This is a genomic window from Streptomyces sp. NBC_00483 (genome assembly GCF_036013745.1).
Classification (GTDB): domain Bacteria; phylum Actinomycetota; class Actinomycetes; order Streptomycetales; family Streptomycetaceae; genus Streptomyces.
The window spans coordinates 230,061-256,519 of sequence record NZ_CP107880.1 but is presented as its reverse complement, the minus strand read 5'-3'; the positions used below and the strand labels follow the sequence as shown (position 1 = coordinate 256,519).

The following is a 26,459-nucleotide window of genomic DNA, read 5'->3' as shown; positions in this document are numbered from 1 at the left end:
GGTACACCTTGATGTCCCAATGGGACAGATGTCTCGGTGGGACATTTGTGCGGGGAGATCGCGGCCCGCCGCGTCAGGCGTGCCAGTGCCCGTGCAGCGCGGCGGTCGTGAAGCCGGGCCCGTACGCGACCATCGTTCCGCGGGTGCCGGCGGGCGGCGGTTCCTGGTGGGTGCGCTCGAGGACGCGGAGCACGCTGGGCGCGCCAAGGTTTCCTTCGTCGGCCAGTGTGTCCGTGGAATGCCGCGCCGCGTCGGCGGAGAGGCCCAGCGCCGCTGCTGTATCGGTGATGATGCGCGTGCTGCCGGGGTGGACCACTGGGAAGTCGGTGCGGCGGGTGTCCAGCCAGGCCACGAGCGCCGGCAGCACGTCGTCGGCAGCCGTCAGTGCCTCTCTGGTGGAGTCGAAGTGGAATCCGTCCGGGGCGACTCGGCCGCTGTATCGGTCGACACTGTCCGGGAGTACGTACTCGAAGCTGTCCTCGATGGCCATGCCGGGCCCCAGCGGTTGTGCCGTGACGATCGCCGCGGCGGCCGAATCCCCGAAGAGCGCCTTATAGATCATCGACTGGATGGTCGTGTCGCTGTGCTGGTAGACGCCGGATATGGCTTCCGCGGCGACGACGAGCACGGTGTCGGAGGGGCGTGCTGCCACGTGGTCGGTGGCGCGGATCAGGGCCTGGGTCCCGCCGGCACACGCCAGGGTGGTGAGGGCGGTGCGACGGGTCGTCGGGCGGAGCCGCAGCCGGTTCATCAGCTGGATGTCCAGATTGGGAACGGCCCACCCGGTCGAATGGGTGGTGATGATGGCGTCGATGTCCCCTGGGCCGAGGCCCCCCTCTGCGAGCGCGGCCCCCGCCGCTTGTTCGGCCAGATCGAGCGCGTCGTCGAAGGTGGTGCGTGCCCGCTCGCCGACGTCCGAGACGCCCGACACCGTCGGTGAGTCGAGTGGTCGGGCGAAGTAGCGTGTGCGGACCCCGCAGTTGCCGATGACGCGCAGGATGGCGTTGAGCCGTGGGTGATCGTGGTGGTGGGAGCGTATGTCGTCGGCGATCTCGTCGGTGCTGATCTTGTGGGCACCGAAGGAGGTCCGGGGGCGTGAGATGTAGGCGGGCACGAGGGTGACTCCCACTTGGCTGAGGTCGGGCGTGGGGGGTGCCGCTCAACGTACTTCACACCGTGAATACGGTCCCCGCCACCTCTTTCAGCCGGCGCGCAGGTACGGAGCGCGTAGATGGGCCCGACGTGAGCCGGGGTGGAAGACGAGGATGATGAGGCGGGTGCCCGGCGCGGTAAGTGGTTGGGCGGCGCAGGTGGTGACCCACCCCGGCCCGTATTTCGCGTGGAGGAGGGGGCGTTCGTCGCCGTCGGGGTGGACGGACGCGCCGCCCGCCTCGTAGATGGGTGCTGCCTCGGGGTCCGCGAGAATCTCCTTCTCGATCTGGAGCAGCGTGTCGTCGTCGGGCCGGGAGGCGAGGGCTGCACGCAATTGAGGCATGACGAGCGGCGCCCATGCCGTGGCCCAGTCCGTCAGGGCTGTCCGTGCCGTCGGATCCAGCAGCATCCATCGCATGGTGTTCGCCGGTACCTGCGCGTCGGGGAACAGTTCGCTGAACGATCTGTTGCACGCCAGGAGATCCCACGACGCGTCCGTCACGTAGGCCATGTGCGAGATGCTGTCGACCGCTTCCTGCCAGACACCGGGAACTTCCTTGCCTGCGGTGAGGTTCAACGGCCCTGGTGGATCCTGTAGCAGTGCGTACCGGCACAGCAGGATCCACTCCTGCTCGTTGAGCCCGAACAGCCGCGCCACATCGCGCAGTAGTTCCGCGGGGGCGTTGGGGTATGTCCCCGACTCCAGTCGGTGGTACGTACCGATTGTCCGGTGCAGCAACTGGTCGACCTGGTGCTGAGAGAGGCCGGGAGCGCGGCGGCCCTGGCCAGTGGGCCGGGCGAAGCCATGGGATTCCGGGGCTATGAGGGCGCGCCGTTCACGGAGCAGGGCGCGAAGCGCCGTCTTGTTCATGGTGGGTAATCCCTCGTTGTTCACGCCGAGTTGAGCGTGAGCAGTCTAAATAGTCCCATGGTCTTTGGTAATAAACATTGCCCGAAGAAAACGATCAGACGGTGCGTCATGATGGGTTGAGTTGGGTTTCCCACCTGCTGGTTTCCTCGCTCGTGCGCATGTGGACGCGGCGTTGCGGCACCTGTGCCGGGCCACTCGAAAATGGCTGAAATTTCCCGCTGCGGGTAACCCACAAGCCTCTGCGACCGTTCAGGCAAGTGCGAGTGGGGCCGGGCCACCAATTGCGATCCATGTGGCCGGAAAATGCGTTGCGAGACGCGAACGCCCACACTCGTCCGGGCGGTCGGTGGAGGTCACTGGCTGCGGTCGGTGCCGTCACTCGCCATCACGTAGCGGCCACGGCACCGGCCGCGCCCGGTCCCGGACCCCGTCATCGCCCGGACTTGTGCACATTCCGTACGTAGTCGTCGGCCGCCGCGTCGAGGCCGATGTCGTGCTGGGCACGCTCGGACAAGTACCAGCGGTGCTCCAGGACTTGGTGGTACAGCTCGGCCGGGTCCATCGGCGTGGACACCCGGTCGCGGACGGCGCGGACCGTGGGGCGGAACACGTCACGGACCCAGCGGTGGGCGAGAACCTCGGGGCGGGCGTCCGCCGCGTCCTCCTGCGTCGCCATCCAGCTCTCCAGGTCGCCAAGGAGCCGACGCGCCTGGTTCTCCTCGGCGTCCATGCCGGTCAGGCGCAGGAGTTGACGCTGATGGTGGCCCGCGTCGACGACCTTCGGCACGAACGTGACGGTGTCGCCGTGCGGCGAGCGGGAGATCTGCATCTCGGCCACGTCGAAGCCCAGATCGTTGAGGCGGCGGATGCGGCGCTCCATGTAGTGGTGCTTGCCGGCCGGATACACCGACGTACGGGTCAGCTCGGACCACAGGTCCGTGTACCGCTGCACGATCTCCGTACCGAACGCGATCGGGTCGATCGACGGGTGCAGCGCGCCCGACGCCTCCAGGTCGAGCATCTCGCCCGCGATGTTCACCCGTGCCAGATCGATGTCGTACTCCCGCTGCCCGTCGCTCAACTGCGGGTGCAGCTCGCCGGTCTCGGCGTCCACCAGGTAGGCGGCGTACGCGCCCGCGTCCCGGCGGAAGAGGGTGTTGGACAACGAGCAGTCGCCCCAGGCGAAGCCGCTGAGATGCAGACGCACCAGGAGCACGGCGAGCGCGTCCATCAGCCGGTGCACGGTCGTCGGCCGCAGCGTCGTCTCGAACATCGAGCGGTACGGCAGCGAACCGCCCAGGTGCCGCGTGATGAGCACGGGCTCCAGCGGGGAACCGTCGGGCTGCTCGCGGCCCGTGACCACGGCGAGCGGATCCACCGCGGGGATCGCCAACCGGTCGAGCGTGCGCAGCAGTTCGTACTCGTTCAGCGCCGGGCGCCGGGCCAGCTCCTTCACGGCGACGACCTCGTCCCCGGCGCGCGCGTAACGCACCACGTGCCGCGAGATGCCGCGCGGAAGAGGCACCAGATACTCCTCGGGCCAATCCTCCAGCGGGATGTGCCAGGGCAGGGCGAGCAGGAGCACCGGGTGCTCGGGGTTGGTGGCGCTGATCTCGAGCGGCATGACCACCAGCGTAAAGGGGGCCCGGGCGCTGCCTCGTCGGCCTGATCCAAACGACAGACCCTAGTGGTCGGGGACCGGTTCCGCCCGGCCCGACGCCAGGGAGCGTTCGGCCGCCGCGAGGGTCTCCGTGAGCCGCAGGCCGAACCGGGCGTCGCACGGGTGGGCCGCGCCGCCGTGCGCCGCCTCCAGCAGTGCGTCGACGGCGGCGGCCAGCGCCTCCTGGGCCGTGCCGGTGCCCGTCGGCATCGCCGACACGCCCTGAGTGCCGCGCAGTTCGACCGCGATGCCGGTCGCCGCCGGGGGAGTGGTCAGGCTGAGCGTCGCCGTGCTGGTGGCGTCGCCCGCGTGCCGGAGCACGAGATGCACGGTGTCGCCGGGGCCGCCGTGCGCCGCCACCGTCCGCACGTCGCCCAGGACCGGCAGCAGCATCGACAGGGCGTGCGGACCGACGTCCCACAGGGCACCCTTGTCCGCCCGCCACGGCGTCGTGGCCCGCACGTGCGCATCGTCGCCGGGCGCGTACAGCGCGCCGTACCAGTCGGCGCGGCCCGTGAACCAGTCCTCCACCCTGCCCTGTTCGGCGACCCAGGCCGCCGTGAGCGGAGAGTGCCGCAGCGTGCAGAAGACGGTCGTTGCGACGCCCGCGGTGTCGGCCGCCTCGACGACCGCGCGGGCCGCGTCGGGCCGGGTGGCAAGCGGCTTGTCGAGGAGCAGGTGGCAGCCCGCCGCGGCGGCCCGCGCGGCGAGCGGGGCCTGGACGTCCGGCGGCACCGCGAACGCCACGACGTCGCTCGCCGCGAACAGGGCGTCCACGTCGTCGTACGCCGTCGTGCCGTGCCCTGCCGCGAGCTCGGCCGCCGCCTGTGTCCTGCGCCCCCAGATCCCGACGAGGTCGACGGCCTTGTGGGCCTCGAGTGTGGGGGCGTACGTCCGCCCGGCCCAGGAGCCGGTGCCGACGAGACCGAAACGCGCAGGGCCGGAATCGGCGGCCGGGGTGGAAGAGGTCATGAGTGGCAGTATCGACCGGTTCGATGGACTCTGCACAGAGGGTCGCGTCGAGGGGTGCAGACAGGGCGTGGGGTTCGGTAAATAATGATTCACCGAACTGGTGAACCGGAGACACATGAGTCCTGCCCCGATATCGGCGACGCCCCTGCGCGAGCGGCTCGCCGTGCCCGTGCTCGCCTTCGGCGGCATCCTCATGGCGGTCATGCAGACCGTCGTCGTCCCGCTCCTGCCCGACCTGCCGCGGCTGACCGGCGCCTCGCCCGCCGCCGTGTCCTGGATGGTCACCGCGACCCTGCTCGCCGGGGCCGTCCTCACCCCGGTCCTCGGCCGGGCCGGCGACATGTACGGCAAGCGACGCGTGCTGCTCGGCGCGCTCGCCCTGATGACCGCCGGGTCGGTGCTGTGCGCCCTGACCTCCGACATCCATCTGCTCATCGCCGCCCGCGCGCTGCAGGGCGCCGCGGCCGCCGTCGTGCCGCTGTCCATCAGCATCCTGCGTGACGAACTCCCGCCGCACCGCACCGGATCCGCCGTCGCCCTGATGAGCTCGACGGTCGGAATCGGCGCGGGGCTGGGCCTGCCGCTGGCCGCGCTCATCGTGCAGTACGCCAACTGGCACGTGATGTTCTGGGCGACCAGCGCCCTCGGCGCGCTCGGCCTCGGCCTCGCCTGGTGGGCGGTGCGCGAGTCACCGGTCCGCTCCCCGGGCCGCTTCGACGCGCTCGGCACGCTGGGTCTCGCCGCGGGCCTCGTCTGCCTGCTGCTCGGCGTCTCGCAGGGCGGCCAGTGGGGCTGGGGGAGCCCCGTGGTGCTCGGTCTGTTCGCGGGCGCCGTCGTGATCCTCGGTCTGTGGGCATGGCAGCAACTGCGCACCGAGGGGCCCCTGGTGGACCTGCGTCTGGCCGTCGGCCGCCGGGTCGGCCTTCCGCACCTCGCGGCGCTGCTCACCGGCTTCGCCTTCTACGCCAACTCGCTCGTCACCGCACAGCTCGTGCAGGCCCCCGTCGCCACCGGCTACGGGCTCGGCCTGTCCATCGTCGCCACCGGCCTGTGCATGCTGCCCAGTGGCGTCATCATGCTGATGTTCTCGCCGGTCTCGGCCCGTATCTCCGCCGCGCGCGGCGCCCGGATCACGCTCGCCATCGGCGGCGTGGTGCTCGCCCTCGGCTACGCGATCCGCATCGTCGACAGCACCGACCTGTGGGTGATCCTCGTCGGCGCCGCCGTTGTCTCCACCGGCACCACCCTCGCGTACTCGGCGCTGCCCACCCTGATCCTGCGCGCCGTTCCGGCCGCCGCGACGGCCTCCGCGAACGGCGTCAACGTCCTCATGCGCACCATCGGGCAGGCCGTCTCCAGCGCCGCCGTCGCCGCCGTGCTCGTCCACCACACGACCCGTCTTGGCGGCGCCGACGTCCCGTCCCTGCATGGTTACCAGATGGCGTTCGCCATGGCGGGTGCGGTTGCCTTGGTGGCTACAGCGGTCGCCCTGGTCGTCCCCTCCGACGGAGCGCCGGGCCGTGCCGTCACAGGCGCTCCCGCTCCGGTGCCCACCGCGAAGGGAACGTGAGGCGATGACGGCGGCCCGCACGTGCGGGCCGCCGAACGACGCCGCTCAGCCGTGCTGAACGTGCAGCGGCTCGAACCCGACGACGGTGCGCGCGCCGTCGCTCCAGCGCACCCTCAACTCCCCGTCCAGGAGCGCGACATCGGACACGGCGTCCGCGAGCGGCTCCTGCGGCGACCGCGCGCCGAGTGCGGCCAGCGCCACGAACACCGCCGTCCCTTCCACGTCCGCCGCGAGACGCGGCACCCGCACCCACGGCTCGTACGCCGTGCCCTGCGGCGCGCGCACCTCGTCCCGCAGCTCCCAGCCGCGCAGGCCGATCAGCTCCGAGTGCAACGCGTCCGTGGCCCAGCCGGTGAGCGTCACCCGCGCCCCGTGCGGGGCACCGATCACACGGTGCACCCGCAGCTCGTACGCGCCGCGCGCCACGGTCACGCTCTCCACGCGCAGCCCCGGCACCATCGGGGGACCCGACGTGAACACCGGACGGTGCCAGGACGCCGCCCAGCCCCAGCCGTCGCCCTGGCCCGCCCCCAGCGGATGGATGCGGCGCCGGGCGCTTCCGATGCCGTCGCACTCGACCGACAGATGGTTGTCCGCCGGGTTGGCCGGGGACGTGGGCCCGGTGTGCGTGGAGTAGGCCTGGTGGCTGTAGAGGGCGTCGGCATCGGCGGCGTTCTCGCCCTCGAACGGGCGGACGTGGTCACTGCCGTGGTTGTGAAGGCGTACGATCCCGTCCGCCTGCGTGGACTGCACCAGGAGGCCCGGCGCGGGCAGCGAGAGCACCCGGTCGGGGCCTTCGCTCGGCGCCGCCTCCTCGGGCGCCGTCCACAGCGGATCGTCCTCGCCCGCCAGCAGCGCGACGAAGCCCTTCGACGCCCAGTACGGGGACGCCGGGCCCGAGTAGTGCTGCAGCGTCGCGTCGTGCGGGCCGTGCCAGCCGAGGCTGAGCAGACCCTCGTCCGTGACGCCGCCACGGTCCAGGAAGTAGCGCAGGTTCCCGCTGATCAGACGGCGTGAGGCGCCCGGGGACAGCGGCGTGTGCCCGGTGACCGCGCCGATACTGACGGCCGCCGACGCCGCGAACCGGTAAGTGAGCGAACGCCCGAAGTGGATCGGCGCCCCGTCGCCGCCGAAGAGCAGCGAGAAGCCCTCGAGGTGCTCGCGCAGGCGCGGACCCACCCGCTCCGACAGGGCGGAGTCGCCCGTCAGATGCGCGTGCAGCATCGGGTACAGGTGCAGCGCCCACCCGTTGTAGTGGTCGAAGGCCCGCCCGTCGCCGTCGCGGTACCAGCCGTCGCCCTCGTACCAGGTCTCCAGCAGGTCGAGCGCCCGCTGGATGGCGCGCGTCGTCGCCGCGTCGGAGCGGCCGACGGACTCCAGGAACGAGGCCACCATGAACGGGAAGAGGTACCAGTTGTTCGGCGCGGGCGTGTGCGTGATGGCGCCGCGCAGCCACTTCTCCGCACGGTCCTGCACGTCACTGTCGAGCCGGTCCCACAGCCACGGCCGGGTCAGCGACAGGCCGAGCGCCACCGAGGCGGACTCCACCATCGGCTGGCCCTGGACGTGGTGGTCGAGGATCAGCGGCCAGGACTCGGCGTCGTCGCGCCCCGGCGTCCGGGTGCCCGCCGCGAGGCCGCTCGCGTACCGGTCGAGCCAGCCGTGCGGGTCCTTGCCCTGCGCGCCCGCGACCCGGAAGCCGGCCGCCAGGAACGTACGGGCATAGCCCTCGAGCCCGTCCGAGCGGACGCCGGACCCGGAGGGCCGGCCCGGCAGATCGAGCAGTGCGCCCTCGGGCGTCGCCCACCGCCAGGCCGCTCCGAGCAGCCCGTCGGCGACGGCTTCCCAGTGCGCCCGGGTGAAGCCGGTGTGCGGGCTCAACTCCCGGTCCTCGGCGGGGAGATCGAACGGGGTGCTGTTCATGCGAGGTATGCCAGCCTTTCGCGTCGTACGGGATGGGCGAAGCCGTCGCCCGTGGACCAGCGCGTCAGTTCGCCGATCGCGGTGTCGGCGAGGCGCTGCCACTCGTTGCCCTGGGAGCCGGCCAGATGAGGGGTGATCAGCGCGTTCGGGCAGTCCCACAGCGGGTGGTCCGCGGGCAGCACCTCCGGGTCCGTGACGTCCAGGACCGCGCGGATGCGGCCCGCGTGGACCACGTCGGTCAGGGCGTCCTGGTCGACGACGGCGCCGCGCGCGGTGTTGATGAGCGTGGCGCCCGGCCGCATCGAACTCAGCAGCTCCCTGCTGACCAGCCCGGTCGTGGTGGGCAGCAGCGGCGTGTGGACGCTCAACAGGTCGCTGCGCGTGAACAGTTCGGGCAGACCGACGCGTTCCACGCCGAGCTCGGCCGCGTCCTCCTCGGAGACGTACGGGTCGTGCAGCAGCACCTCGAATTCGAAGGGGCGCAGCAGTTCGATCACCCGGCGGCCGATGAGCGAGGCGGACAGGATGCCCACCGTGCGGCGGTAGTTGCCCACTTCGTGGGAGGTGAGCAGCCAGTCGCCGCGCTCGCGCTCACGGTGGAAGTCGCGGGCCCGTTCCAGGACGTGCTTGCCGTGCAGAAGGATCATCGCGAGGGTGTACTCGGCGACCGGTAGCGCGTTGGCCGCGGCCGCAGAGGACACGGCGATGCCGCGCTCCCAGCAGGCCTCGGTGACGTGCCCGCGCACCGAACCGGCCGAGTGCACCACGGCCTTGAGGGCGGGCGCCGCCGCCAGCACGTCGGCGTCGAGCGACGGGCAGCCCCAGCCGGTGACGAGCACCTCGACGTCGGCCAGGACCTCCTTCGCCCGGGCGGACGTGAGGTCGTCGAGCACGGGCAGCGGTGCGAGGTCGCAGACCTCCGTGAGCGCGGCCATGGACCGCGGCGTGAAGACGGCCGCCGCGGCCTGGGGGGACATGGCCAGCGCCACGCGGGGCTTGCTCACTTGACCGCCCCCGCCGTGAGGCCGGACCGCCAGAAGCGCTGGAGGAAGACGAACGCGAGGACGAGAGGGAGGACCGCGAGGAGCGAGCCCATGATCACCACCGGGTAGTACTCGGGCGAGACGGTCGCCTGGCTGTTCCATTGGAACAGGCCGAGGCTGACGGGATACAGATCCTGGTTCGACAGCATCACCATCGGCAGGAAGAAGTTGTTCCAGATCGTGGTGAGCTGGAAGAGGAAGACCGTGACCAGGCCGGGGCCCAGCATGCGCAGCGCGACCTTGAAGTACGTCGCGAGTTCGCTTGCGCCGTCGACGCGCGCGGCCTCCAGGACCTCGTTCGGCACGTACCCCTGGGCGAAGATGCGGCCGAGGTACACGCCGAACGGGTTGAACAGGACCGGGATGAACACGGACCAGAAGGTGTTCACGATGCCGGTCGCCGACGCGATCAGATACAGCGGCAGCGCGAGCACCGTCTGCGGCACCATGACCGCCGCGAGCACCAGGCCGAACAGCTTCTCCTTGTGCCGGAAGTGGTACTTGTCGAAGGCGTAGCCGCAGGCGACGCTGATCAGCGCGCCGATGGCCGCGCCCAGGACCGCGTACAGCAGGCTGTTGCCGTACCAGCGGCTGTACAGGCCGCCGTCCATCGCGAACAGGTCCTTGAGGTTCTGCACGAGGGAGAAGTCGCTGAACGACAGGATGCTGCTGCTGAACAGGGCGTCTCGGGACTTGGTCGAGGCGAGGACCAGCCACAGGACCGGAAGCAGCGTGTACAGAACGGAGATCGCGACGACGACGTTGACCGTCGCGCGCCCCAGCATCCGGGGGCGAAGGAGGGTGGAGTCGGTGGCGCTCATCGGGCCTCCTCCTCGGCCGAGTTGACGCGGTTGGTCCAGCGGGTGACCCCGAAGGAGACGGCGATGGTGATGATCAGCAGGATCACCGACGCGGCGGCCGCGAGGGAGTAGTTGTTGCGGCTGAAGGCCGCGTCGTAGATGTACATGCTCGGCGAGAACCGGGTGTCCACCATCTGCGACGACTGGTGCAGCAGCATGGGCTCGGTGAACAGCTGCAGCGCCCAGATCAGCGTGAACATCGCGACCATGACCACAGAGGAGCGCACAAGTGGCGTCTTCACCTGCAACGCGGTGCGCACCGGCCCCGCGCCGTCGACGACGGATGCCTCCAGGACCTCGCGGGGGACCGCTTGCAGGGCCGCGTAGAAGATGACCATGTTGTAGCCGAGGTTCGACCACAGGGCGATGTTCACGATCGACGGCAGCGTGGTGTGCAGACCGAGGAAGTCGACCTGGATGTCCGCCTTGCCGAGCGCCTCGACGACCGGGCTGATGCCCGGCGTGTAGAGGTACAGCCAGATCAGGGCCGCGATGATGCCGGGCACCGCGTGCGGCAGGAACAGGCCCAACTGGGCCCAGGACCGCAGCCGTACGACGCCGGAGTCGAGCAGCAGCGCCAGCGTGAGAGAGCCGATCACCATCAGCGGGATGTAGATCACGCAGTACAGCGCGACCGTGCCGAGCCCGGACAGGAACGTCGGGTCGGTGATCACGGCGGCGTACGAGCGCAGGCCCACGAAGACGGTGCGTTCGGGGCCGAAGCCGAGGCCCGGCTGGTCGTCGCTGAAGAAGCTCAGCCACACCGCTGTGCCGACCGGGATCAGGAAGACCAGCGTGAGCAGGACGAAGAACGGCGCCATCAGGACGCCGGCCGCACCGCCGCGGCGGCGCTTGGCCGCCCGCTGTGCCTTGCGCGCGGAGTGGCCACCCGCCTCCTGTGGGGCGGGCGCGGCCGTGGGGGCATGGGTTGTCGCGGTCATGGGTCACCTGCCTTTCGGGGTGCGGGCGTTCACGTGGAACGGGTGGTGGTCTTGAGGCCGAGCGCCTTCAGATCGGGCATCGTGCCGTCCTGCGCTGCGCGCGCGGCGGACAGGAGGGTGCCGGAACCGGCGCCCGCGCGGGCGAAGGCGTCCTGCATGACATAGCCGGTCGCGGTCATGCGCGGACCCCAGACCCAGCCATCGCGGATCTTGTGCGCCTCTTCCTCGAAGAGCCGGTAGATGTCCTGCCCGCCGTAGTACGCCTTGTCGAACGCCTTGCTGCCGACCGGGATCAGATCGCTGACGGCCGGGTACTGGCTGCTCGCGCCGCTGGACAGCCGAGCCTTGAGGGCGTCGGGGTGCGACACCTGCCACTCGATGAACTCCATGGCAGCCTCGGGCTTCTTGCTGTTCTTCGTCACGGCGAACGTGGAGCCGCCATGCGTACCGAGGGACGGCTTGTCCGGTGTCCACTGGGGGAGCGGCGCGATGCGCCACTGGCCCTTCTGCTCCGGGCGCGCGTTCATCTGCGCGCCCGCGTCCCAGGCTCCGCTGAGCCGGGTCAGGACCAGGCCCGTGCCGATCTGCGCATCGGCGATGCGGGCGCTGGAGGCGTTGGTGTAGACGAGTCCCTCGTCGATGAGGCGCTGCCAGTACGCGGCGACCTTCCGGGTCGGGGCGTCCACCATGGAGACGTTCCACGCGCCGTGCGAGGTGTCGAACCACTGGGCGCCCGCCTGGCACGCCCAGGCGGCGAACTGCGTCATCCCGTCGGTGGGGAACAGTGTGACCTTGCGGCCGCCGCCCGTACGCCGCACCTTCCGCGCGAGCTCCGCGAACTCGTCCCAGGTGGTGGGGACTTCGAAGCCGTACTTGTCGAAGAGGTCCTTGCGGTAGTGCATCACCATCGGCTCGATGTCCAGCGGCACGCTGAAGGTGTGCCCCTGGAACGTGGTCAGGCCGAGCGCCTGCGGAAGCAGCTTGCGGCGCAGTTTGTCGCTGATCAGCTCGGTGATGTCGCGCGTGACGCCATCGATGGCGAAGCCCGGCAGCTGGGGGTACTCGATGGTGGCGACATCGGGGGCGTTGCCCGCGCGCGCCGCGTTGCTGAGCTTCAGATAGCCGCCCTGCGTACCGGACGGCACCTGCTGGAAGTCGACCTGGATGTGGTCGTGCGTCTGATTGAACTTGTCCACCACCTCCTGGCTGCCGCGAAGGGCGGACCAGAAGGTGATGGTGGTCTTGCCGGTCCTGCTTGAGCTAGAGCTTGCCTGCGACGCGCTGTCACTCCCGCTGCAGGCGCCAAGGGCGCCCGTCAGGGGCAGCGCGGTGATCGCGGCGAGCACCGATCGACGGCTCTGTCGACCAGGCATGGGCGCCTCCCGCGGCTCCTGCGTGTTCGAGTCACGGGAATCCTGATCGGTTCACGAGATGCGGTCAATAGATCGATCAGAAGAAAATGAAACGGTCAAACGCTCAGTATGCGGCGGGGGTTGAGGGAAGCGGGTCGCGATACGCGGCGGAACGGGTGGAACCGCGCACCTTGAGCGTCGGCAGCAACTCGACCCGGTGCGCGGGACCGGCACCCGCGCCCCGGCCCAGGCGGTGCAGCAGCAGCTCGGCCGCCGCCCGCCCGACCTCCGCCTTCGGCGGGGACACGGCCGTCAGCGGAGTGCTGCCGAGCCCGGCGACCACGTCGTCGTACGCGATCGCGGAGCAGTCCTCCGGGACACGCACCCCCGCGTCGCGCAGCGACTGGACGAGCATCAGCGCGTCGACGTCGCCGTGCAGCAGGACACCCGTGGCCCCCAACTCGTCCAGCAAAGGTGGCAGTTCGAGCTGCTTCTCGGCTTCCTCCGCCTCCGGCTCGGGAACAGCGCGGGGGGAGCTGAGGGCGACCGCCCACTTGTCCACCTGCGGATGGTCCGCCGCGATCTCGGTGAACGCGGCACGCACCGCGCGCGCCGTCGGGCTGTCGTCGCGCGCCGCGAGCACGATGCGGCGGTGACCGAGGCCCGTGAGGTGCTCGACGGCGAGGTGCACGCCGTACCAGTGGTCGGTGCACACGGTGTCCACGGCGTGCACCGCGCTGCCCCTGCGCGGCCGGCGCTCCATCACCACCGTGGGCACGTCCACGCGCGCGAGCCAGGCGTAGTCGGCCTCCTCGGTGGCGAGGCTGCGCCAGCGCGGGGCGATGAGGAGCCCGCGGGCCCCGTCCGCCAACGCCCGCTCCACGAGGGGCTGTTCGGCGCCCGGGGCGGCGGGGGCGATGTGCAGGGCGATCCGGACCCCGGCCTCCTCGAACGCGGTGCGGGCGCCGTGCAGCATCTCGTACAGGTACGCGTGCCGCTCGGGGACGACGACGGCGATGGGGCCGCCGTCCAGGTCGGCGCCCGGGGCCGGCGCCCGGGCTTCGCGCTGCTCCTGCCGCTGGTCGTGTCCCTCGTCCTGCTCCGGCAGGATCGGTCGGGCGACGCCGTGCCCGCGGCGCAGCTTGCCTGCGCGTGCGAGCTCTTCCACGTCGCGGCGGAGCGTCACCACCGACACCGCGAGCTCCGTGGCCAGATCGCTGACCCGCGTCGCGCCGCGCGCCTGCACGGCGGCAAGGATCCGCTGCCGCCTGAGATCGACCGGTTCGCGCATGCTGATGGCCCCCTCGTGTACCGCTGGTACCGCTGTTCGTTTGAGCGTTTTGCTGAACGCTTCGGCCGAGCATAACCAGCGGGCGGCGTCGGGCGTCAGCCCTCCGTCGGATTCGGCTCCGGCGGTACGTGATCGAGGACGATGCCGAAGTGCTGGTCGTAGGCCTCGAGGACGGAGGCGTCGGTGGGGAGCTCGGTGACGGTGCGGCGGCCGTCGACGGTGGCCGTGAGCGTATGACCGCTGAGGGTGATCCGGCCGTCCTCGGTGAGCCGCGAACAGACCAGGGACTGTGTGAAGTGTGAGGCGGGTGAGGTGCGGTGGTACCAGGCGCCCGCCTCGAAATCCCGAAGTGTGCGAGGGCGTTGCTCGAGCAGATACTGGGGTTCGCCGTCGCGCAGTACGAGGAGGTCGCCCTCGGCTGCGCCCTCGACCGAAGCCGCGTCGGCGTCGGTGTCGGCATCACCGTCGGTTTCGGTGTCCTCGATCCGGAACACCCCGCCCGGGTCGGCCTGTTCGCCCCGCTCGTCGAAGGCCAGCGGATAGTGCGTGTGCGTGCCGAACCCGACGTCCGTGAGCCACGTCGTCCCCTCGGCCGTGCGCACGCGCAGCGCCATGTGGTCGTACGGGATGCCGAGCCGGCCGTCCTTGCCCACGACCCGCGCCTGCAACGGCGTCACCTCGAAACCGAGGGCGGCGAGCAGGGCGCCGAACGCGCCGTTGAGCTCGTAGCAGAAGCCCCCGCGGCCGCGATCCACCAGCTTCGCGACCAGCGCGTCCGCGTCGAGGACGATCTCCTCGCCCAGGTGCACGGAGAGGTTCTCGAACGGCACGGCGAGCAAATGCGCCACATGCAGCGTGCGCAACGCGTCCGCGGTCGGCGCCGAGGGGCGGTCGGCGCCGATGCGGCGGAGGTAGGCGTCGGTGCGGGGGTGATCCATGACGCCAGTGTCGCAGTGGTTCGGTGGGCGACCCGGCGTCAGGCGGGGGCGTCCGGGGGAGACGTCAGTCGTGCGCGTCGGCCGTGGTGGGTGTCACTCGTGGCGGGCGTCCGGGCCCGGTCGCACCGGGAGCTCGACCACGCTGTTGCCCACGAAACTTGCGTTCACGGGCAACTCTTCCTCGGGAACGGCCAGTTCGAGCGTGGGGAACCGGGTGAAGAGGCGCTCCAGGGCCACCGTCGCCTCGAGCCGGGCCAGCGGGGCGCCCAGGCAGTAGTGCGCCCCGTGCCCGAGCGAGAGATGCCGGCCCGGCAGGGCGCGCGTGACGTCGAAGCGATCGGCGTCCGGGCCGTGCGCCGCCGGGTCACGGCCCGCGCCCGTGTAACCGGCGAGCACGGGTGTGCCCTTCGGTATCAGCGTGCCGTCGACCGTGAGGTCCCGGGTCGGGTAGCGGAACGGGAAGTAGCTGACCGGGCTGTCCCAGCGCAGCGTCTCCTCCACGACATCCGCCCAGCCCGCCGCGCCGTCGCGCACGAGGGCCAGCTGCTCGCGGTGGGCGCACAGCGCGCGCACCGCGTTCGTGACCAGGTTCAGTGTCGTCTCGTGCCCGGCCACGACGAACAGCATGAGCGTGCCGATCAACTCCTCGCGGCTGAGCCGGTCACCGTCCGCCTCGTGGGCCGCGAGCAGCGCGCTCGTCAGATCGTCGCCCGGCTCCCGGACGCGAGCGGCGACCACCTGGGCAAGCACCGACACCATCTCCTGGTTGGCGGCCACGGCTCTCGCCGGTTCGATGTTCGTGGCCACGACCTCGCTGGAGAGACGGTGCAGCGTGTCCCTGAACTCCTCGTCCACGCCGAAGAGTTCGCAGATCACCCCCATGGGCAGCGGCAGCGCGAAGTGCGTGCGCAGATCGGCCACGCCGGACCCGTCCCGCGCCGCCGCGGCGAGGCCGTCCAGCAGTTCGTCCGTCATCGCCTCCACCCGCGGCCGCAGCGCCTCGACCCGCCGGGCCGTGAACGCCCGGCTCACCAGGGACCGCAGCCGCCGGTGGTCCTCGCCGTCGGCCGTCGTCATCCCGCGCACCGTCGCGAACGTCCGCAGCGGCCACCCCTCGGGTATCCGGCCCTCGGCGAGCGCCGCGAAGTGCCGGGCGTCCTTGGCGACATCGCTGTGCCCGAGGAACTCCTTCAACGCCTCATGGCCCAGTACGAGCATGCCCTGCACGTCATCGGGCAGCACCACGGGGGCCACCGCGCCCTCCGCGCGCAAGCGGGCGTTGCGCGCGTGCGGGCAGCCGCCGGTCGGGTCGATGCGGTGCGGCTGGTCCGAGGACACAGTGGTCACGTCGAGCTCCTTGCAAGCCGGAGAAGTGGCGATGCACCGGAACGCGACCGACACACCGGATACGGATACTGATACGGATCAAGGGCCGATGCTAGGGCGCCTCGGCCTCGAGGCCCAGCCCATAGATCCGCTCGAGCAACCACGCCTCGTTGCCCGCCAGGCCCGCCCTGCTCAGCGCCTCGTCGGCCTCGGCGATCGGTACGGTGAGCACCGCGGCCGTGGCCGGTGGCTCGGATGTGGAGAGCGCCGCGCGTGCCGTGTGCATGAGACGCAGGCAGGCCTGCGCCGCGGCCAACTCGGGGTTCATGGTCAGCTGTCCGTGATTCCTGGTCCCGTTCATGACTCCACTCTTGCGCATGGGTCTGACAATCCCGCCGAGCCGACGCGGGACTACCCTCGGGAAGATCAACCCGATGGAGAGGAGGGTCCCGCTCTTGTCGTCCTCGCTCGCGTTCTCCCTGTTCGACCCGGCAGCCGGACAAGGCCTGCGGCAGCTCGCCGAGTTGAGTCTCGCTCTCGTGCTTTCCACACTGATCGGGGCGGAGCGCGCCGTCCAGCAGAAGAGCGCGGGGCTGCGCACGCACACCCTCGTCGGCGTGGGAAGCGCGCTGTTCATGGAGGTGTCGCAGCACGGGTTCAACTCCGTGCTCGGCATGGACAGCGTGTCGTTCGACCCGTCACGCGTCGCCGCCCAGATCGTCTCCGGCATCGGCTTCATCGGTGGCGGCCTCATCTTCGTGCGGCGCGACGCGGTGCGCGGATTGACCACCGCGGCGACCGTCTGGCTGACGTGTGCCATAGGGATGGCCTGCGGCGGCGGCCTCCCGCTGCTCGCGTTCGCCGCGACCGCCTGTCACTTCCTGGTCGTCCGCGGCTACCCCTGGGTGACGCGACGGGTACCGGCCCTGGCCACGGAGCGGCGCTCGGGCCTGCACCTCGCCTACCGGGTCGGCTCCAGCGTCCTCACCCGCGTCCTCGAGGAGTGCACGAGCCGCGGGTTCCGGGTCCTCGAGCTGCGCAACGACAGCGCCGACTACGAGCCCGGCAGCGGCCGGATCGGGACGATGGCCGTACGCATGGAGATCGAGGGCGCGTCCGACGTGCCGGAACTCGTGGCCGTGCTCGCGGAGTTGGACGGGGTACTGGATGTGGCGTCGCTGGCGGCGGCGCCGGACGAGTAGCCCGGCGGGAGGGGTGCGCCGGAGCCAGGGCGTGTGGTGTGGATCAGCCCCCGCGAGCCCGGCCTGATCCACACGCCAGGCCCTACGTCCGCGTCCCGTGCCACGACCGCCACAGCGCCGCGTACGCGCCGTCCGCCGCCACCAGTTCCGTGTGCGGGCCGAGTTCGGTCAGCCGGCCGTCCTCCATGACCGCGACCCGGTCCGCGTCGTGCGCCGTGTGGAGGCGGTGGGCGACGGCGATGACCGTGCGGCCGTGCAGCACCGCCGCGAGGGCCCGTTCCGTGTGGCGGGCCGTCGTCGGGTCGAGCAGGGCGGTCGCCTCGTCGAGGACCACGGTGTGCGGGTCCGCCAGCACCACGCGGGCCAGCGCCAGCTGCTGCGCCTGCGGGCCTTCGAGGCGCAGGCCGCCGGCGCCCACCTCCGTGTCCAGGCCCTGGGGGAGCGCGTCCGCCCAGTCGTCGGCGCCGACGGCCGCGAGCGCTGCGCTCAGGTCCGCGTCGTCCGCCTCGGGCGCGGCGATCCGCAGGTTGTCGCGGACCGAGCCGAGGAACACATGGTGCTCCTGCGTGACCAGGACGATGTGACGGCGCAGCTGTTCGGGAGCGAGCTCCGTGACCGGGACGCCGCCGACGCTGACCGTCCCGGTGCGCGGCGCGTCGATCGCCGCGAGGAGTTTGCTCAGCGTGGTCTTGCCTGCCCCGGACGGGCCGACCACGGCGAGCCGTTCGCCCGCCCGCACGGTCAGGTCCACGCCGTGGACGACATCGCCGCCACCCTCGTACGCGTAGTGCACCGAGCTCAGGTGGATCGCGTCGCCGGACGGAACGGCCGCCTCGCGCGCAGGTACGCGTGACGGTGTCCCGCCGATGCCCTCGACGCGGGCGAACGAGGCGCCGCTGCTCTGTAGTTGCTCCACCCAGAACAGGATCGTGTCCAGCGGCCCCGAAAGCTGGCGCAGATACAGGGCGCACGTGACGATCGCGCCGAGGCTCGGACCGCCGTGCGCGTGGAGGGTGCCGCCCACGAGGAGGACGGCGGCGACCGGCAGGGCGTACGAGAAGTCGACCGAGGGAAACAGCACGCTACGTAGGGACAGGGTGCGCATACGGGTGCGGTAACTGTGCCGGATGCCCCGCTCGCACGCCTCGATGCGCTGCTCCTGGAGGCGGAAGGCCTCGACGGTGCGGGCCCCCGAGGCCGTCGCCGCGAGCTGCTCGGCGAGGTGCGAGTCCGCCTCGCCCTGGGCGAGATACGCGGTGCGGGCCCGGCGCAGATACCAGCGCACCGCCACCGGGATGCCCGCCAGGCAGCACAGGGCGACCAGACCGAGCACCGGCTCGACCACGACGACGGCGGCCGCGAGGAACACCACCTGCGCCGCCGACACGAACACGTCGGGACCCGCGTCGCGCAGCGCGCTCGCGACGGCCGCCACGTCGTTCGTGCCCCGGTTCGTGAGGTCGCCGGGCCCCGCCCGGTCGACCACGGAGGCGGGCAGCCCGAGCGCCCGGTCCACGAACCGGTCCCGCACCCTCGCGGCGGTCCGCTCCCCGAACCGGTGCCCCACCAGGCGCGCCCAGCGCAGCAGTAGGAGTTGGGCCACGGCGCAGCACAGGATCACCAGAGCCGCCCGGTCGACGTGCGACACACTCGTGCCACCCCGCACATCGTCGATGATCCGGCCGAGCAACCAGGGCCCGACGATCCCGGCCCCCGCCGCGAGGCAGTTGAGAACCAGCGTCGAGGCGAAGGCACGCCGGTCCGCGCGGACGAGTCCGAGCGCGGCGCGACGCACGGCGACGCGGTCGGCGACGGGCAGGGAGAAACGGGGTGCGCTCATGACTCGGCTCCTGCCGCGGGGACGGATCCTGGGTCCGGGACGGCGTCGGGGTCTGGTCCGGCGTCCGGGTCTGGTGCGGCATCCGTGTCCGCTACAGCCCCCGGACCCGAAACGGCATCCGTACCCCGCCCCACCAAGCGCCTGTACTCCTTATCGCGGGCCAGTAGTTCGCGGTGGGTGCCCGTGGAGCGGACCGTCCCGTCGTGCAGGAAGCACACCTCGTCCGCCCGGTCGAGCAGGAGCGGGGACGTGCCCGTGACCACGGTGGTGCGGCCGTGCCGCGCCTCCCGTAGCCGGTCCGCGGCGCGTGCCTCCGTGTGGGCGTCGAGGGCCGATGTCGGTTCGACGGCGAGGAGGATCTCTGGGTCCGCGTGCAACGCACGGGCCAGGCGCACGCGTTGCCGCTGGCCGCCGGAGAGGTTGCGCCCCTGGGCCAAGAGTGCGCCGCCCGGCAGGTCGTCGGCCGCGGCCGCGTGCAGGGCGGCCTTCACCGTCGTCCCGTCCGGGGTGTGCCGCCCCGCGACCGCCTCCCGCACCGTCCCCGCGAACAGATCCGCCTCGGGCGCCGCGAGCAGGATCCGGCGCCGCACCTCCGTCAGGTCCACCGCGTCCAACGCGGCGTCACCCCAGGTGGCCGTCGTCGGCGCGAACCGGCCCAGCCGGTCGACCACGGCCGCCGCCTCCCCGGGCCGCGCCGACACCAGCGCCGTGAGCCGCCCCGGTTCGACCGTCACCCCGGACACCGGATCGTGCAGCGCCGCGCCCTCCGGTGGACCCGGAACGGGGGAGCGGTGTCCGCCCGACTCGGTCTCGAGGGACAGGAACCGCAGCACCCGCCGCGCCGCGACGAGCCCGCGCCCCAGGTCGTAGCCGCCCTCGATGAACGCCTCGACCGGCACGACCAGCATGGCCACATACCCGTACACGGCCACCAACTCGCCGATGGACAGCTCCCCTTGGGCCGCCATGCGGGCGCCCAGCCACGTCACAACGGCGAGGAAGACCGCGGGAAGGCCGACGGCGAGCGCCTGGATCCAGCTGATCACCCGCGCCACCCGGTACCCCTCCGCGCGCAGCCCGGCGGTGTCCTGCCGCAGCCGGCCCGCTTACACGTCCTTGCCGCCGAGCCCCGCGAGCACCCCGAGACCGCCGACGAGGTCGGCGAGCCGCGACGCCAGCACACCCTGCCGTTCCCGGTAGCCGGACTCGGCGCCCTGCAACCGCGTGAGCAGCGGCCCGAGCGCGCCGGCGAGTAGCGGCACGCCCAGCAGGATCACCGCCGCGAGCAGCCCCGAGATCGACAGGAGCAGCCCGGCCACCACCGCGTACGCGACGACCGCGCCGACGCCGGGGCCCGCGATCGTCAGCGTCTGGCTGATCCGCTGGACGTCGCCGACGCCGATGGTGACGACCTCACCCGCCGCGACGCGCCGTGGCAGCGCGGCCCCGAGCACGGTGGCGTGCCGTGTGACGAGCCGCGTCGTACGGAAGGTGGCGTCGAGGCGCACCCGCGTCATCGTGCGGTGTCGCATGATCGCGAGCCACGCGTTGACCGCGCCGAGGACGACGAGGATGCCGCACCATCCGTACAGTGCGCCGGAGTCACCGGCCCGCAGCCCGTCGTCGACGGCGCGCGACAGGACGTAGGGCGGGAGCGCGAGCCCCACCATCCACAGGCTCCCGAACAGCGCCCCGGCGGCGACCCGGCCGCGTTGGCGCGCGATGAGCCACCCCAAGTAGCGGGCCGGTCCGCGCAGTTCCGGGACGCCGGGATCGCGCCCCGAAGGTCTGTCGTGGGGCAGGTCAGTGGTGGTGGCACTCATTGACGCACCCTATGTGGGGTGCCGGAGCCCCGGGTAGATCACCCACGGGTCGGATCACCTACGGGTCAGGTGCAGCCGCAGGCCACGCGGCATCAGCGTAAGCCGCTCCGTGATCGCGAGCCGGTAGTCGGGCTCGGGCCGCAGGTCGTAGCGGCGCAGCAGCAGGCCGAGCACCAGCGTGGCCTCGTGCAGCGCGAACTGGCGGCCGATGCAGGCGCGGGCGCCCGTGCCGAACGGCTTGAAGACATGGGCGGGCCGGGCACGGACCGCCTGCGGGGTGAACCGCTCCGGGTCGAAGGCCTCGGGATCCTCGCCCCACGCGGCCGTGTCGCGGTGCAGCATCGTCGTCAGGACCAGCGCCCACGCGCCGCGCCGCATCGGGTGCGTGCCGCCGAGCGTCGTGTCCGCGAGCGCTTCGCGGGCGAACGCCGGCGCGGTCGGCCACAGCCGCAGCGACTCGTCGAGGACCCGCCGCAGATAACGCAACTTGGCGACCTGCTCGTACGCGGGGACGTCGGCGTCGCCCCATACACGGTCGACCTCGTCGCGCGCCTTGGCGAGCACCTCGGGGTGCTGCGCGAGGTAGTGCAGCGCGAAGGACAGTGCGCCCGACGTCGTCTCGTGCCCGGCCACCAGGAACGTGATGACCTGGCGGCGGATGTTCTCCGGCGAGAGCCGCTCACCGGTCTCCGGGTGGCTCACCTCCAGCATCCGGTCGAGGAGGTCTCCGGGCCCGCCTTCGGAGGCACGGCGCGCCGCGACCACCTCGTCGACCGTGCGGTTCAGATACGCGCGGTCCGCCGCGTTGCGCTTCTCGGCGCCGCGCAGCAGTACGGACGACAGGAGCGGAGGCACGACGTTGCGGCGCTGCGCGAAGGTCAGGGCGCCGACCATCGCCGTGACGAACGGGTGCGGCCGCTCGCGCTCGAACGACCCGAAGTCGTGCCCGAACCCGGTCCGGGAGATCGTCTCCAGGGTCAGCTTGGTCATGTCGGCGGGCACGTCGACCGCCCGGCCAGCGGCCTCGCTCGTGTCCCAGGAGGCCATCAACTGCCCCGCCACGTCCAGCATCAGCGGGTGGTAGCCCGCCATCGCGTCACGGCTGAAGCCCGGCGCCAGAATGTCGTGCGCCAGCTGCCAGTTGGGCTCGTGGTTGTACGCGGTGAACAGGCCGTCGCCCGCCACCGGGCGCAGATTCGCGACGCCGAGCCCGACGTGCTTGGCGAACCGCGACTCGTCGGCCAGCTCCGCCGCGAGGTCCGCGCCCGCGACGAACACGATCTCCTTGCCGAACCCCTTGCGCCGGAAGATCGGCCCGAGTTCGGCGGCGAGCTTCATCGAATCCTGCAGCGGGGAGCGGACGTTCGCGCCGACCACATCGCCGAGGAACGGGACCCGGCGGGACGGACGCGGGATGCGGTCCAGGCGCGGCCACCCCTGCTCGGCACTGCGAAAACCTCGCGGCAGTGGGGTTCCCGGGGCCTGTGTCACCTGCGGCGTCGTCGTCATCGTGTCCATCTCCCTTGCACCGATGCCCTGTTGGGACACCCGGACCACACTGTTAGACGTGGATTCAATAACGGGCCACAGTCTGATCCTGTTATTGAACTCACGTCAAGTAAGGAGCGGGGTGTCCAGTAGGGTGCGCCCCATGACCAGGGAGCGAGCGGGAGTGTCGGCACCGGGGGAGCGCACCCGGCGCAGACTCAGCACGCAGGAGCGCCGCGAGCAACTGCTCGCCGTGGGCGCCAGGCTGTTCGCGCAGGCCCCCTACGGCGACGTATGGATCGAGGAGGTCGCGGAGATCGCCGGCGTCTCGCGCGGGCTGCTGTACCACTACTTCCCGAACAAGCGGGACTTCTTCGCCGCCGTCGTGCAGCGCGAGAGCCAGCGGATGCTGCGGCTGACGGCCGCCGAACCCGGCATCCCCGTCCACGACCAGCTCGGCTCCGGCCTCGACACCTTCCTCGAGTACGTCACCACGCACGCGCACGGCTTCCGCGCCTTCCATCGCGCGGAGGCGGCGGGCGACCCGGGTGTGCGCGCGGCGTACCAGGAGGGGCTCGCCGCGCACGAGGAGCAGATCATGGCCGCCCTCGCGGCGGACCCGCACATCGCAGACCGGCTCCCCGCGCCGGACGTGCTGCGGCTCGCCGTACGCGGCTGGCTCGCGTTCCTCGTCGCCGTCTGCCTCGACTGGCTGGACGCCCCGGAACTCACGCGGGAGCAGGTGCGGGACCTGTGCGCACGGGCGCTGGTGGGGGCGATCGGCCTGTGACGGTTCAGGGCTCGCGGGTGCGTAATCCGTAACCCGTAAAACCCGGGACCCGTAACCCGCAGCCCGTAACCCAGAGATTCATAAGGGTAACTTGCAAGGCTTCCTGTCTACCTCGTACGGTGGCGGCATGTCAGGAACGCAGTCAGCAGCAGGGGACGAGCCGCCCACCCAGCAGGTCGCCGCCGACCTCGCCACCGTCGTCGGCCGGCTCTCGCGTCGGCTGCGCACCGCGTCGCCGGACAGCCTGCTCACGCCCACCCAGCGCACCGTCCTCGCCCGCCTGGAGTCCGAGGGCCCCGGCACGACCGCGGCGCTCGCCCGCGGCGAGTACGTACGGCCGCAGTCCATGCGGCTCACGCTCGGGGCCCTCGAGGAACAGGGCTTCGTGGCCCGTGAACCTGACCCGAACGACGGGCGGCAGTCCGTCGTGTCCATCACCGACAGCGGCCGCGCCACCCTGGACGCCGTCCGGGCCGCCAAGCACGGCTGGCTCACGCAGGCGCTCACCGAGGAACTCGACGCCGCCGAGCGGCGCACTCTCTCCGAGGCCACCGCGCTCCTCGAACGGCTGGTGCGCAAGTGACACAAGGCGTGGGAGACCAAGCCGTCGTCACCGGCGAGGGCGAGGCTCCCGCACAGCAGGAGGGGTTCAGGGCCCGGCTGACCGCGCCCCTGCTCCTCGGCTCGGTGCTCAACCCGCTCAACACCACGATGATCTCCACCGCGCTGGTGGCCATCGGACACGACTTCGGGATCGGCGCCGCCGACACGGCCTGGCTGATCTCCGTCCTCTACCTGGCGAGCGCCGTCGCCCAGCCCGTGCTCGGCAAGCTCGCCGACACCCTCGGCCCGCGCCGGGTGTTCCTCGCGGGACTCGTCGTCGTGTGCGTCTCCGGGATCGTCGGCGCCCTCGCCCCCGCCTTCGGCTGGCTCATCGTCTCCCGGCTGCTCCTCGGCATCGGCACCTCCGCCGCCTACCCGGCCGCGATGGCCGTGCTGCGCGACGAGGGCCGCCGGGTGGGCCGCCGACCGCCGCGCCCCGTCATGGCCCGCCTCTCCTTCGCGTCGCTCGGCAGCGCGGCGGTCGGCCCGACGCTGGGCGGACTGCTCGTCATGGTCGTCGGCTGGCGCGGCATCTTCGCGGTCAACGTGCCGGTGGCGGCGATCGCGTTCGCCTCCGCCCTGCTGTGGATCCCGCGCGACCCGCCGCGCTCCACGGACGGGGAACCGGCACCGCGCACCGCCCTCGACCCCCTCGGCATCGGCCTGTTCACCACGGCCCTGACGGTCCTCGTCTTCTTCCTGCTCGACCTGTCCGACCCCATGTGGTGGCTGCTCGCGCCCTTCGTCGCGCTCGTCGGCGTGCTGGTGTGGTGGCAGCTGCGCAGCAGGACGCCGTTCATCGACGTGCGCATGCTCGCCGGGAACGGCCCGCTGGCCCGCACCTACCTCCGTCACGGGCTGAGCTATCTGCTCATCTACTGCGTGATGTACGGCTTCACCCAGTGGCTGGAGGAGGGCCGCGGCTTCTCCTCCGGGCACACCGGGCTTCTGATGCTGCCGATGTCGCTCACGGCGCTGGTCTGCTCGCTGCTCGGCGCCCGCACCAAGGGCATCCGCGGCCCGCTCATCACCGCGTGCGTGCTGCTCACCGCGGGCGCGGGGCTGCTCGTCTTCCTCGACGGAGACACGCCGCTGGCGCTGTTGCTGCTCGCGGGCGCGTGCTTCGGCATCCCGCAGGGGTTCGTCGGCACCTGCAACCAGGCAGCCGTCCAGGAGTACGCCCCTGCTGCCGACATCGGCTCCGCCGCGGGGCTCCAGCGCACCGCCCAGTACATCGGCGCCATCACCGCGTCGAGCCTGATCGCCCTCGCGTACGGGCAGCGCGCCAGTGACAGTGGGCTGCACCTGATGGCCGGCGTCTCCGTCGTCCTCGGTGTCCTCCTGGTGGTCCTGACGGTCACGGACCGGGCGCTGCGCAGGAGTTGAGGCACGGGCTTGCCATAATGCGCTCATGGATCATGTGACCGCGCGGACGTTCGTCGACTCCTGGGTGACGGCGTGGAACGCGCACGACCTGGACGCACTGCTGGCCCACTTCGCGGACGACGTGACGTTCCGCTCGCCGGTGGCCGCGCAACTGCTCGGCGGTGACGGCGTCATGCGTGGCAAGGACGCACTGCGCGCCTACTGGACGGAGGGGCTGCGGCGCATCCCCGACCTGCGGTTCGAGGTGGTGGGCAGCTACGTCGGTGTGAACAGCCTGGTCATCAACTACCGCAACCAGAAGGGCGGTCTGGTCAACGAGGTGCTCATCTTCGACGGCCCGCTCGTCACCGACGGGTACGGCACGTACCTCGGCGAGGACGTCAACCCGGCCGGGGCCCGCTGAGCTTCTCCGCGGCGACCGCACGGTCCACCGGGCCACCGCTCATTCCGCGTCGTGGAAGACGAGCCCCAGTGTGTGGCGCCGGCCCGAGCGGACCGTGCTCACGCCGTGCCGCATCGGGCCGTTCGACCAGCCGCGCACCGAGCGCACCGGCCGGTCACGCGTCGTGAACACCAGGGCATGCCCCTGGAGCAGCGTCGTCGAGTATCCGCGGGACTGGGCGCGCGCCCGCTGCTCGGTCATCAGGAACTCGCCGCCGGTGAAGTCGCCGCCCGGCTCGTCCAGACCGATCACGACCTGCAGCGGGAACACCAACTCTCCGTAGATGTCGCGGTGCAGCGCGTTCCAGTCGCCGGGCCCGTAGCGCAGCAGGATCGGTGTCGGCCGCTTCTGGCCCGCCGCATGGCACCGGTCGAGCCAGCCGTCGAGGGTGTCGGGCCACGGCGCGGCCCTGCTCAGGCGCCGTGCCCACTCCTGGGCGACGGGCAGCAGCCGCGGATAGAACGCCGCGCGCAGCTCCCGTACGAGGTCGGGCAGCGGATGATCGAAGTAGCGGTACTGGCCGCGGCCGAACCGGTAGCGCTCCATGTCGATCGTCGACCGGAACCGGTGCACGTCGTCGTAGAGCGCGGCGACGGACCGGCACTCGTCGGCGGTGAGTACCGGTCGAGGGGTGAGGGCATGGCCGAAAGCGTCGAGCTCCGCACTCAGGGCGGCCCAGTCGAGGGCCTCCACGCGGGCGTGCGGGGCGGTGGTTGTGCAGGTCATCGCTGTGCATCTCCGTACGTGGGCGGTATCGGCGAGGACTCCAGCCTCGTCGGCCCCGGCGCGGTGTGCTGGCGGCAATCGGACGCGGTGTTCGGTGGGGTACTGTGTGCGCTCCGTGCAGCACCGCGAGGGAACGAGGAGGTGAGTCCGATCACCGTTGTGTCAGGTCGGGAGCTCCCTTCTCGCGCCGTACGCCCCGCCCGCTCGCGCTGAGCGAGGCCGCGGCCGTCCGGTGACCGGGAGCCCCCTCGGCATCCCGA

22 protein-coding genes and 1 pseudogene are annotated in these 26,459 nt (G+C 71.6%); 6 read left to right on the top strand and 17 right to left on the bottom strand.

Translation table 11 applies throughout. The features are described from left to right. Positions 1-73: 73 nt before the first annotated feature. The 4 genes from OHA73_RS01245 to OHA73_RS01230 form a co-directional block, all read right to left on the bottom strand. Positions 74-1,114 (bottom strand): PhlD, encoded by a 1,041-nt coding sequence (locus OHA73_RS01245; RefSeq protein ID WP_267072513.1) that lies wholly within the window; start codon positions 1,112-1,114, stop codon positions 74-76. Between the two features lie 87 nt (positions 1,115-1,201). After that, a complete protein-coding gene (locus tag OHA73_RS01240) occupies positions 1,202-2,023 on the bottom strand; it encodes an MmyB family transcriptional regulator (RefSeq protein WP_266718220.1) in 822 nt (273 codons plus the stop codon). Positions 2,024-2,453: 430 nt separating this feature from the next. Next, entirely contained in the window at positions 2,454-3,647 is a 1,194-nt protein-coding gene (locus OHA73_RS01235) for a DUF4032 domain-containing protein (protein ID WP_266718222.1), read from the bottom strand. Positions 3,648-3,707: 60 nt separating this feature from the next. Next, positions 3,708-4,655 carry a Gfo/Idh/MocA family protein gene (locus OHA73_RS01230; protein WP_327653842.1) on the bottom strand — a complete coding sequence of 316 codons (948 nt, stop codon included), beginning with the start codon at positions 4,653-4,655 and terminating at the stop codon, positions 3,708-3,710. 115 nt (positions 4,656-4,770) lie between these two features. Between OHA73_RS01230 and OHA73_RS01225 the strand changes: the two genes are divergently transcribed. Beyond that, positions 4,771-6,225 (top strand): MFS transporter, encoded by a 1,455-nt coding sequence (locus OHA73_RS01225; RefSeq protein ID WP_327653841.1) that lies wholly within the window; start codon positions 4,771-4,773, stop codon positions 6,223-6,225. A 45-nt stretch (positions 6,226-6,270) separates the two neighbouring features. Here OHA73_RS01225 and OHA73_RS01220 read toward each other — a convergent pair whose 3' ends face one another. The 9 genes from OHA73_RS01220 to OHA73_RS01180 all read right to left on the bottom strand — a co-directional run bounded on the left by OHA73_RS01220 (position 6,271) and on the right by OHA73_RS01180 (position 16,260). Continuing rightward, positions 6,271-8,148 carry a DUF2264 domain-containing protein gene (locus OHA73_RS01220; protein WP_327653840.1) on the bottom strand — a complete coding sequence of 626 codons (1,878 nt, stop codon included), beginning with the start codon at positions 8,146-8,148 and terminating at the stop codon, positions 6,271-6,273. Further along, entirely contained in the window at positions 8,145-9,125 is a 981-nt protein-coding gene (locus tag OHA73_RS01215) for a hydroxyacid dehydrogenase (RefSeq protein WP_327658377.1), read from the bottom strand. Before OHA73_RS01215 ends, OHA73_RS01220 begins: the two co-directional genes overlap by 4 nt. A 23-nt stretch (positions 9,126-9,148) precedes the next feature. Further along, a complete protein-coding gene (locus tag OHA73_RS01210) occupies positions 9,149-10,012 on the bottom strand; it encodes a carbohydrate ABC transporter permease (RefSeq protein WP_266718229.1) in 864 nt (287 codons plus the stop codon). Beyond that, the gene (locus tag OHA73_RS01205; RefSeq protein ID WP_266718231.1) at positions 10,009-10,992 is read right to left on the bottom strand and encodes a carbohydrate ABC transporter permease; all 984 of its coding nucleotides are present in this window, start codon (positions 10,990-10,992) and stop codon (positions 10,009-10,011) included. The genes OHA73_RS01210 and OHA73_RS01205 overlap by 4 nt, the downstream gene beginning before the upstream one ends. Before the next feature lie 29 nt (positions 10,993-11,021). Next, entirely contained in the window at positions 11,022-12,365 is a 1,344-nt protein-coding gene (locus OHA73_RS01200) for an ABC transporter substrate-binding protein (protein ID WP_327653839.1), read from the bottom strand. A gap of 103 nt (positions 12,366-12,468) precedes the next feature. Next, on the bottom strand, positions 12,469-13,635 hold the full coding sequence (locus OHA73_RS01195; RefSeq protein ID WP_327653838.1) for a substrate-binding domain-containing protein: 1,167 nt from the start codon (positions 13,633-13,635) through the stop codon (positions 12,469-12,471). A 95-nt stretch (positions 13,636-13,730) separates the two neighbouring features. After that, on the bottom strand, positions 13,731-14,573 hold the full coding sequence (locus tag OHA73_RS01190) for an arylamine N-acetyltransferase family protein (protein WP_327653837.1): 843 nt from the start codon (positions 14,571-14,573) through the stop codon (positions 13,731-13,733). Positions 14,574-14,666: 93 nt separating this feature from the next. Next, positions 14,667-15,920: a cytochrome P450 family protein gene (locus OHA73_RS01185; protein WP_327653836.1), complete on the bottom strand. Its 1,254-nt coding sequence runs from the start codon at positions 15,918-15,920 to the stop codon at positions 14,667-14,669. A 91-nt stretch (positions 15,921-16,011) separates the two neighbouring features. Then, positions 16,012-16,260: a hypothetical protein gene (locus tag OHA73_RS01180; protein WP_327653835.1), complete on the bottom strand. Its 249-nt coding sequence runs from the start codon at positions 16,258-16,260 to the stop codon at positions 16,012-16,014. 73 nt (positions 16,261-16,333) lie between these two features. Between OHA73_RS01180 and OHA73_RS01175 the strand changes: the two genes are divergently transcribed. After that, positions 16,334-17,101, top strand: coding sequence for an MgtC/SapB family protein (locus OHA73_RS01175; RefSeq protein WP_327653834.1), 768 nt, complete (start codon positions 16,334-16,336; stop codon positions 17,099-17,101). An 82-nt stretch (positions 17,102-17,183) separates the two neighbouring features. On the opposite strand, the gene OHA73_RS01170 is transcribed toward OHA73_RS01175, so the two are convergent. The 3 genes and pseudogenes from OHA73_RS01170 to OHA73_RS01160 form a co-directional block, all read right to left on the bottom strand. Beyond that, positions 17,184-18,941, bottom strand: a complete 1,758-nt coding sequence (locus OHA73_RS01170; protein WP_327653833.1) for an ABC transporter ATP-binding protein — start codon at positions 18,939-18,941, stop codon at positions 17,184-17,186. Continuing rightward, a pseudogene (locus tag OHA73_RS01165) lies at positions 18,938-20,764 on the bottom strand (ABC transporter transmembrane domain-containing protein). Before OHA73_RS01165 ends, OHA73_RS01170 begins: the two are co-directional and overlap by 4 nt. 54 nt (positions 20,765-20,818) lie before the next feature. Beyond that, the gene (locus OHA73_RS01160) at positions 20,819-22,273 is read right to left on the bottom strand and encodes a cytochrome P450 (protein WP_327653832.1); all 1,455 of its coding nucleotides are present in this window, start codon (positions 22,271-22,273) and stop codon (positions 20,819-20,821) included. Between the two features lie 142 nt (positions 22,274-22,415). Between OHA73_RS01160 and OHA73_RS01155 the strand changes: the two genes are divergently transcribed. From OHA73_RS01155 to OHA73_RS01140, 4 genes are all read left to right on the top strand, one after another. Further along, positions 22,416-23,042 carry a TetR/AcrR family transcriptional regulator gene (locus tag OHA73_RS01155; protein WP_327653831.1) on the top strand — a complete coding sequence of 209 codons (627 nt, stop codon included), beginning with the start codon at positions 22,416-22,418 and terminating at the stop codon, positions 23,040-23,042. 127 nt (positions 23,043-23,169) lie between these two features. Next, the gene (locus OHA73_RS01150; protein ID WP_267072528.1) at positions 23,170-23,625 is read left to right on the top strand and encodes a MarR family winged helix-turn-helix transcriptional regulator; all 456 of its coding nucleotides are present in this window, start codon (positions 23,170-23,172) and stop codon (positions 23,623-23,625) included. 8 nt (positions 23,626-23,633) lie between these two features. Next, positions 23,634-25,031: an MFS transporter gene (locus OHA73_RS01145; protein ID WP_267073038.1), complete on the top strand. Its 1,398-nt coding sequence runs from the start codon at positions 23,634-23,636 to the stop codon at positions 25,029-25,031. 25 nt (positions 25,032-25,056) lie between these two features. After that, positions 25,057-25,434 (top strand): nuclear transport factor 2 family protein, encoded by a 378-nt coding sequence (locus tag OHA73_RS01140; RefSeq protein WP_266718250.1) that lies wholly within the window; start codon positions 25,057-25,059, stop codon positions 25,432-25,434. Positions 25,435-25,473: 39 nt separating this feature from the next. Here OHA73_RS01140 and OHA73_RS01135 read toward each other — a convergent pair whose 3' ends face one another. Then, complete coding sequence (locus tag OHA73_RS01135) at positions 25,474-26,199, bottom strand: 2OG-Fe(II) oxygenase (protein WP_327653830.1); 726 nt, start codon at positions 26,197-26,199, stop codon at positions 25,474-25,476. Positions 26,200-26,459 lie beyond the last annotated feature (260 nt).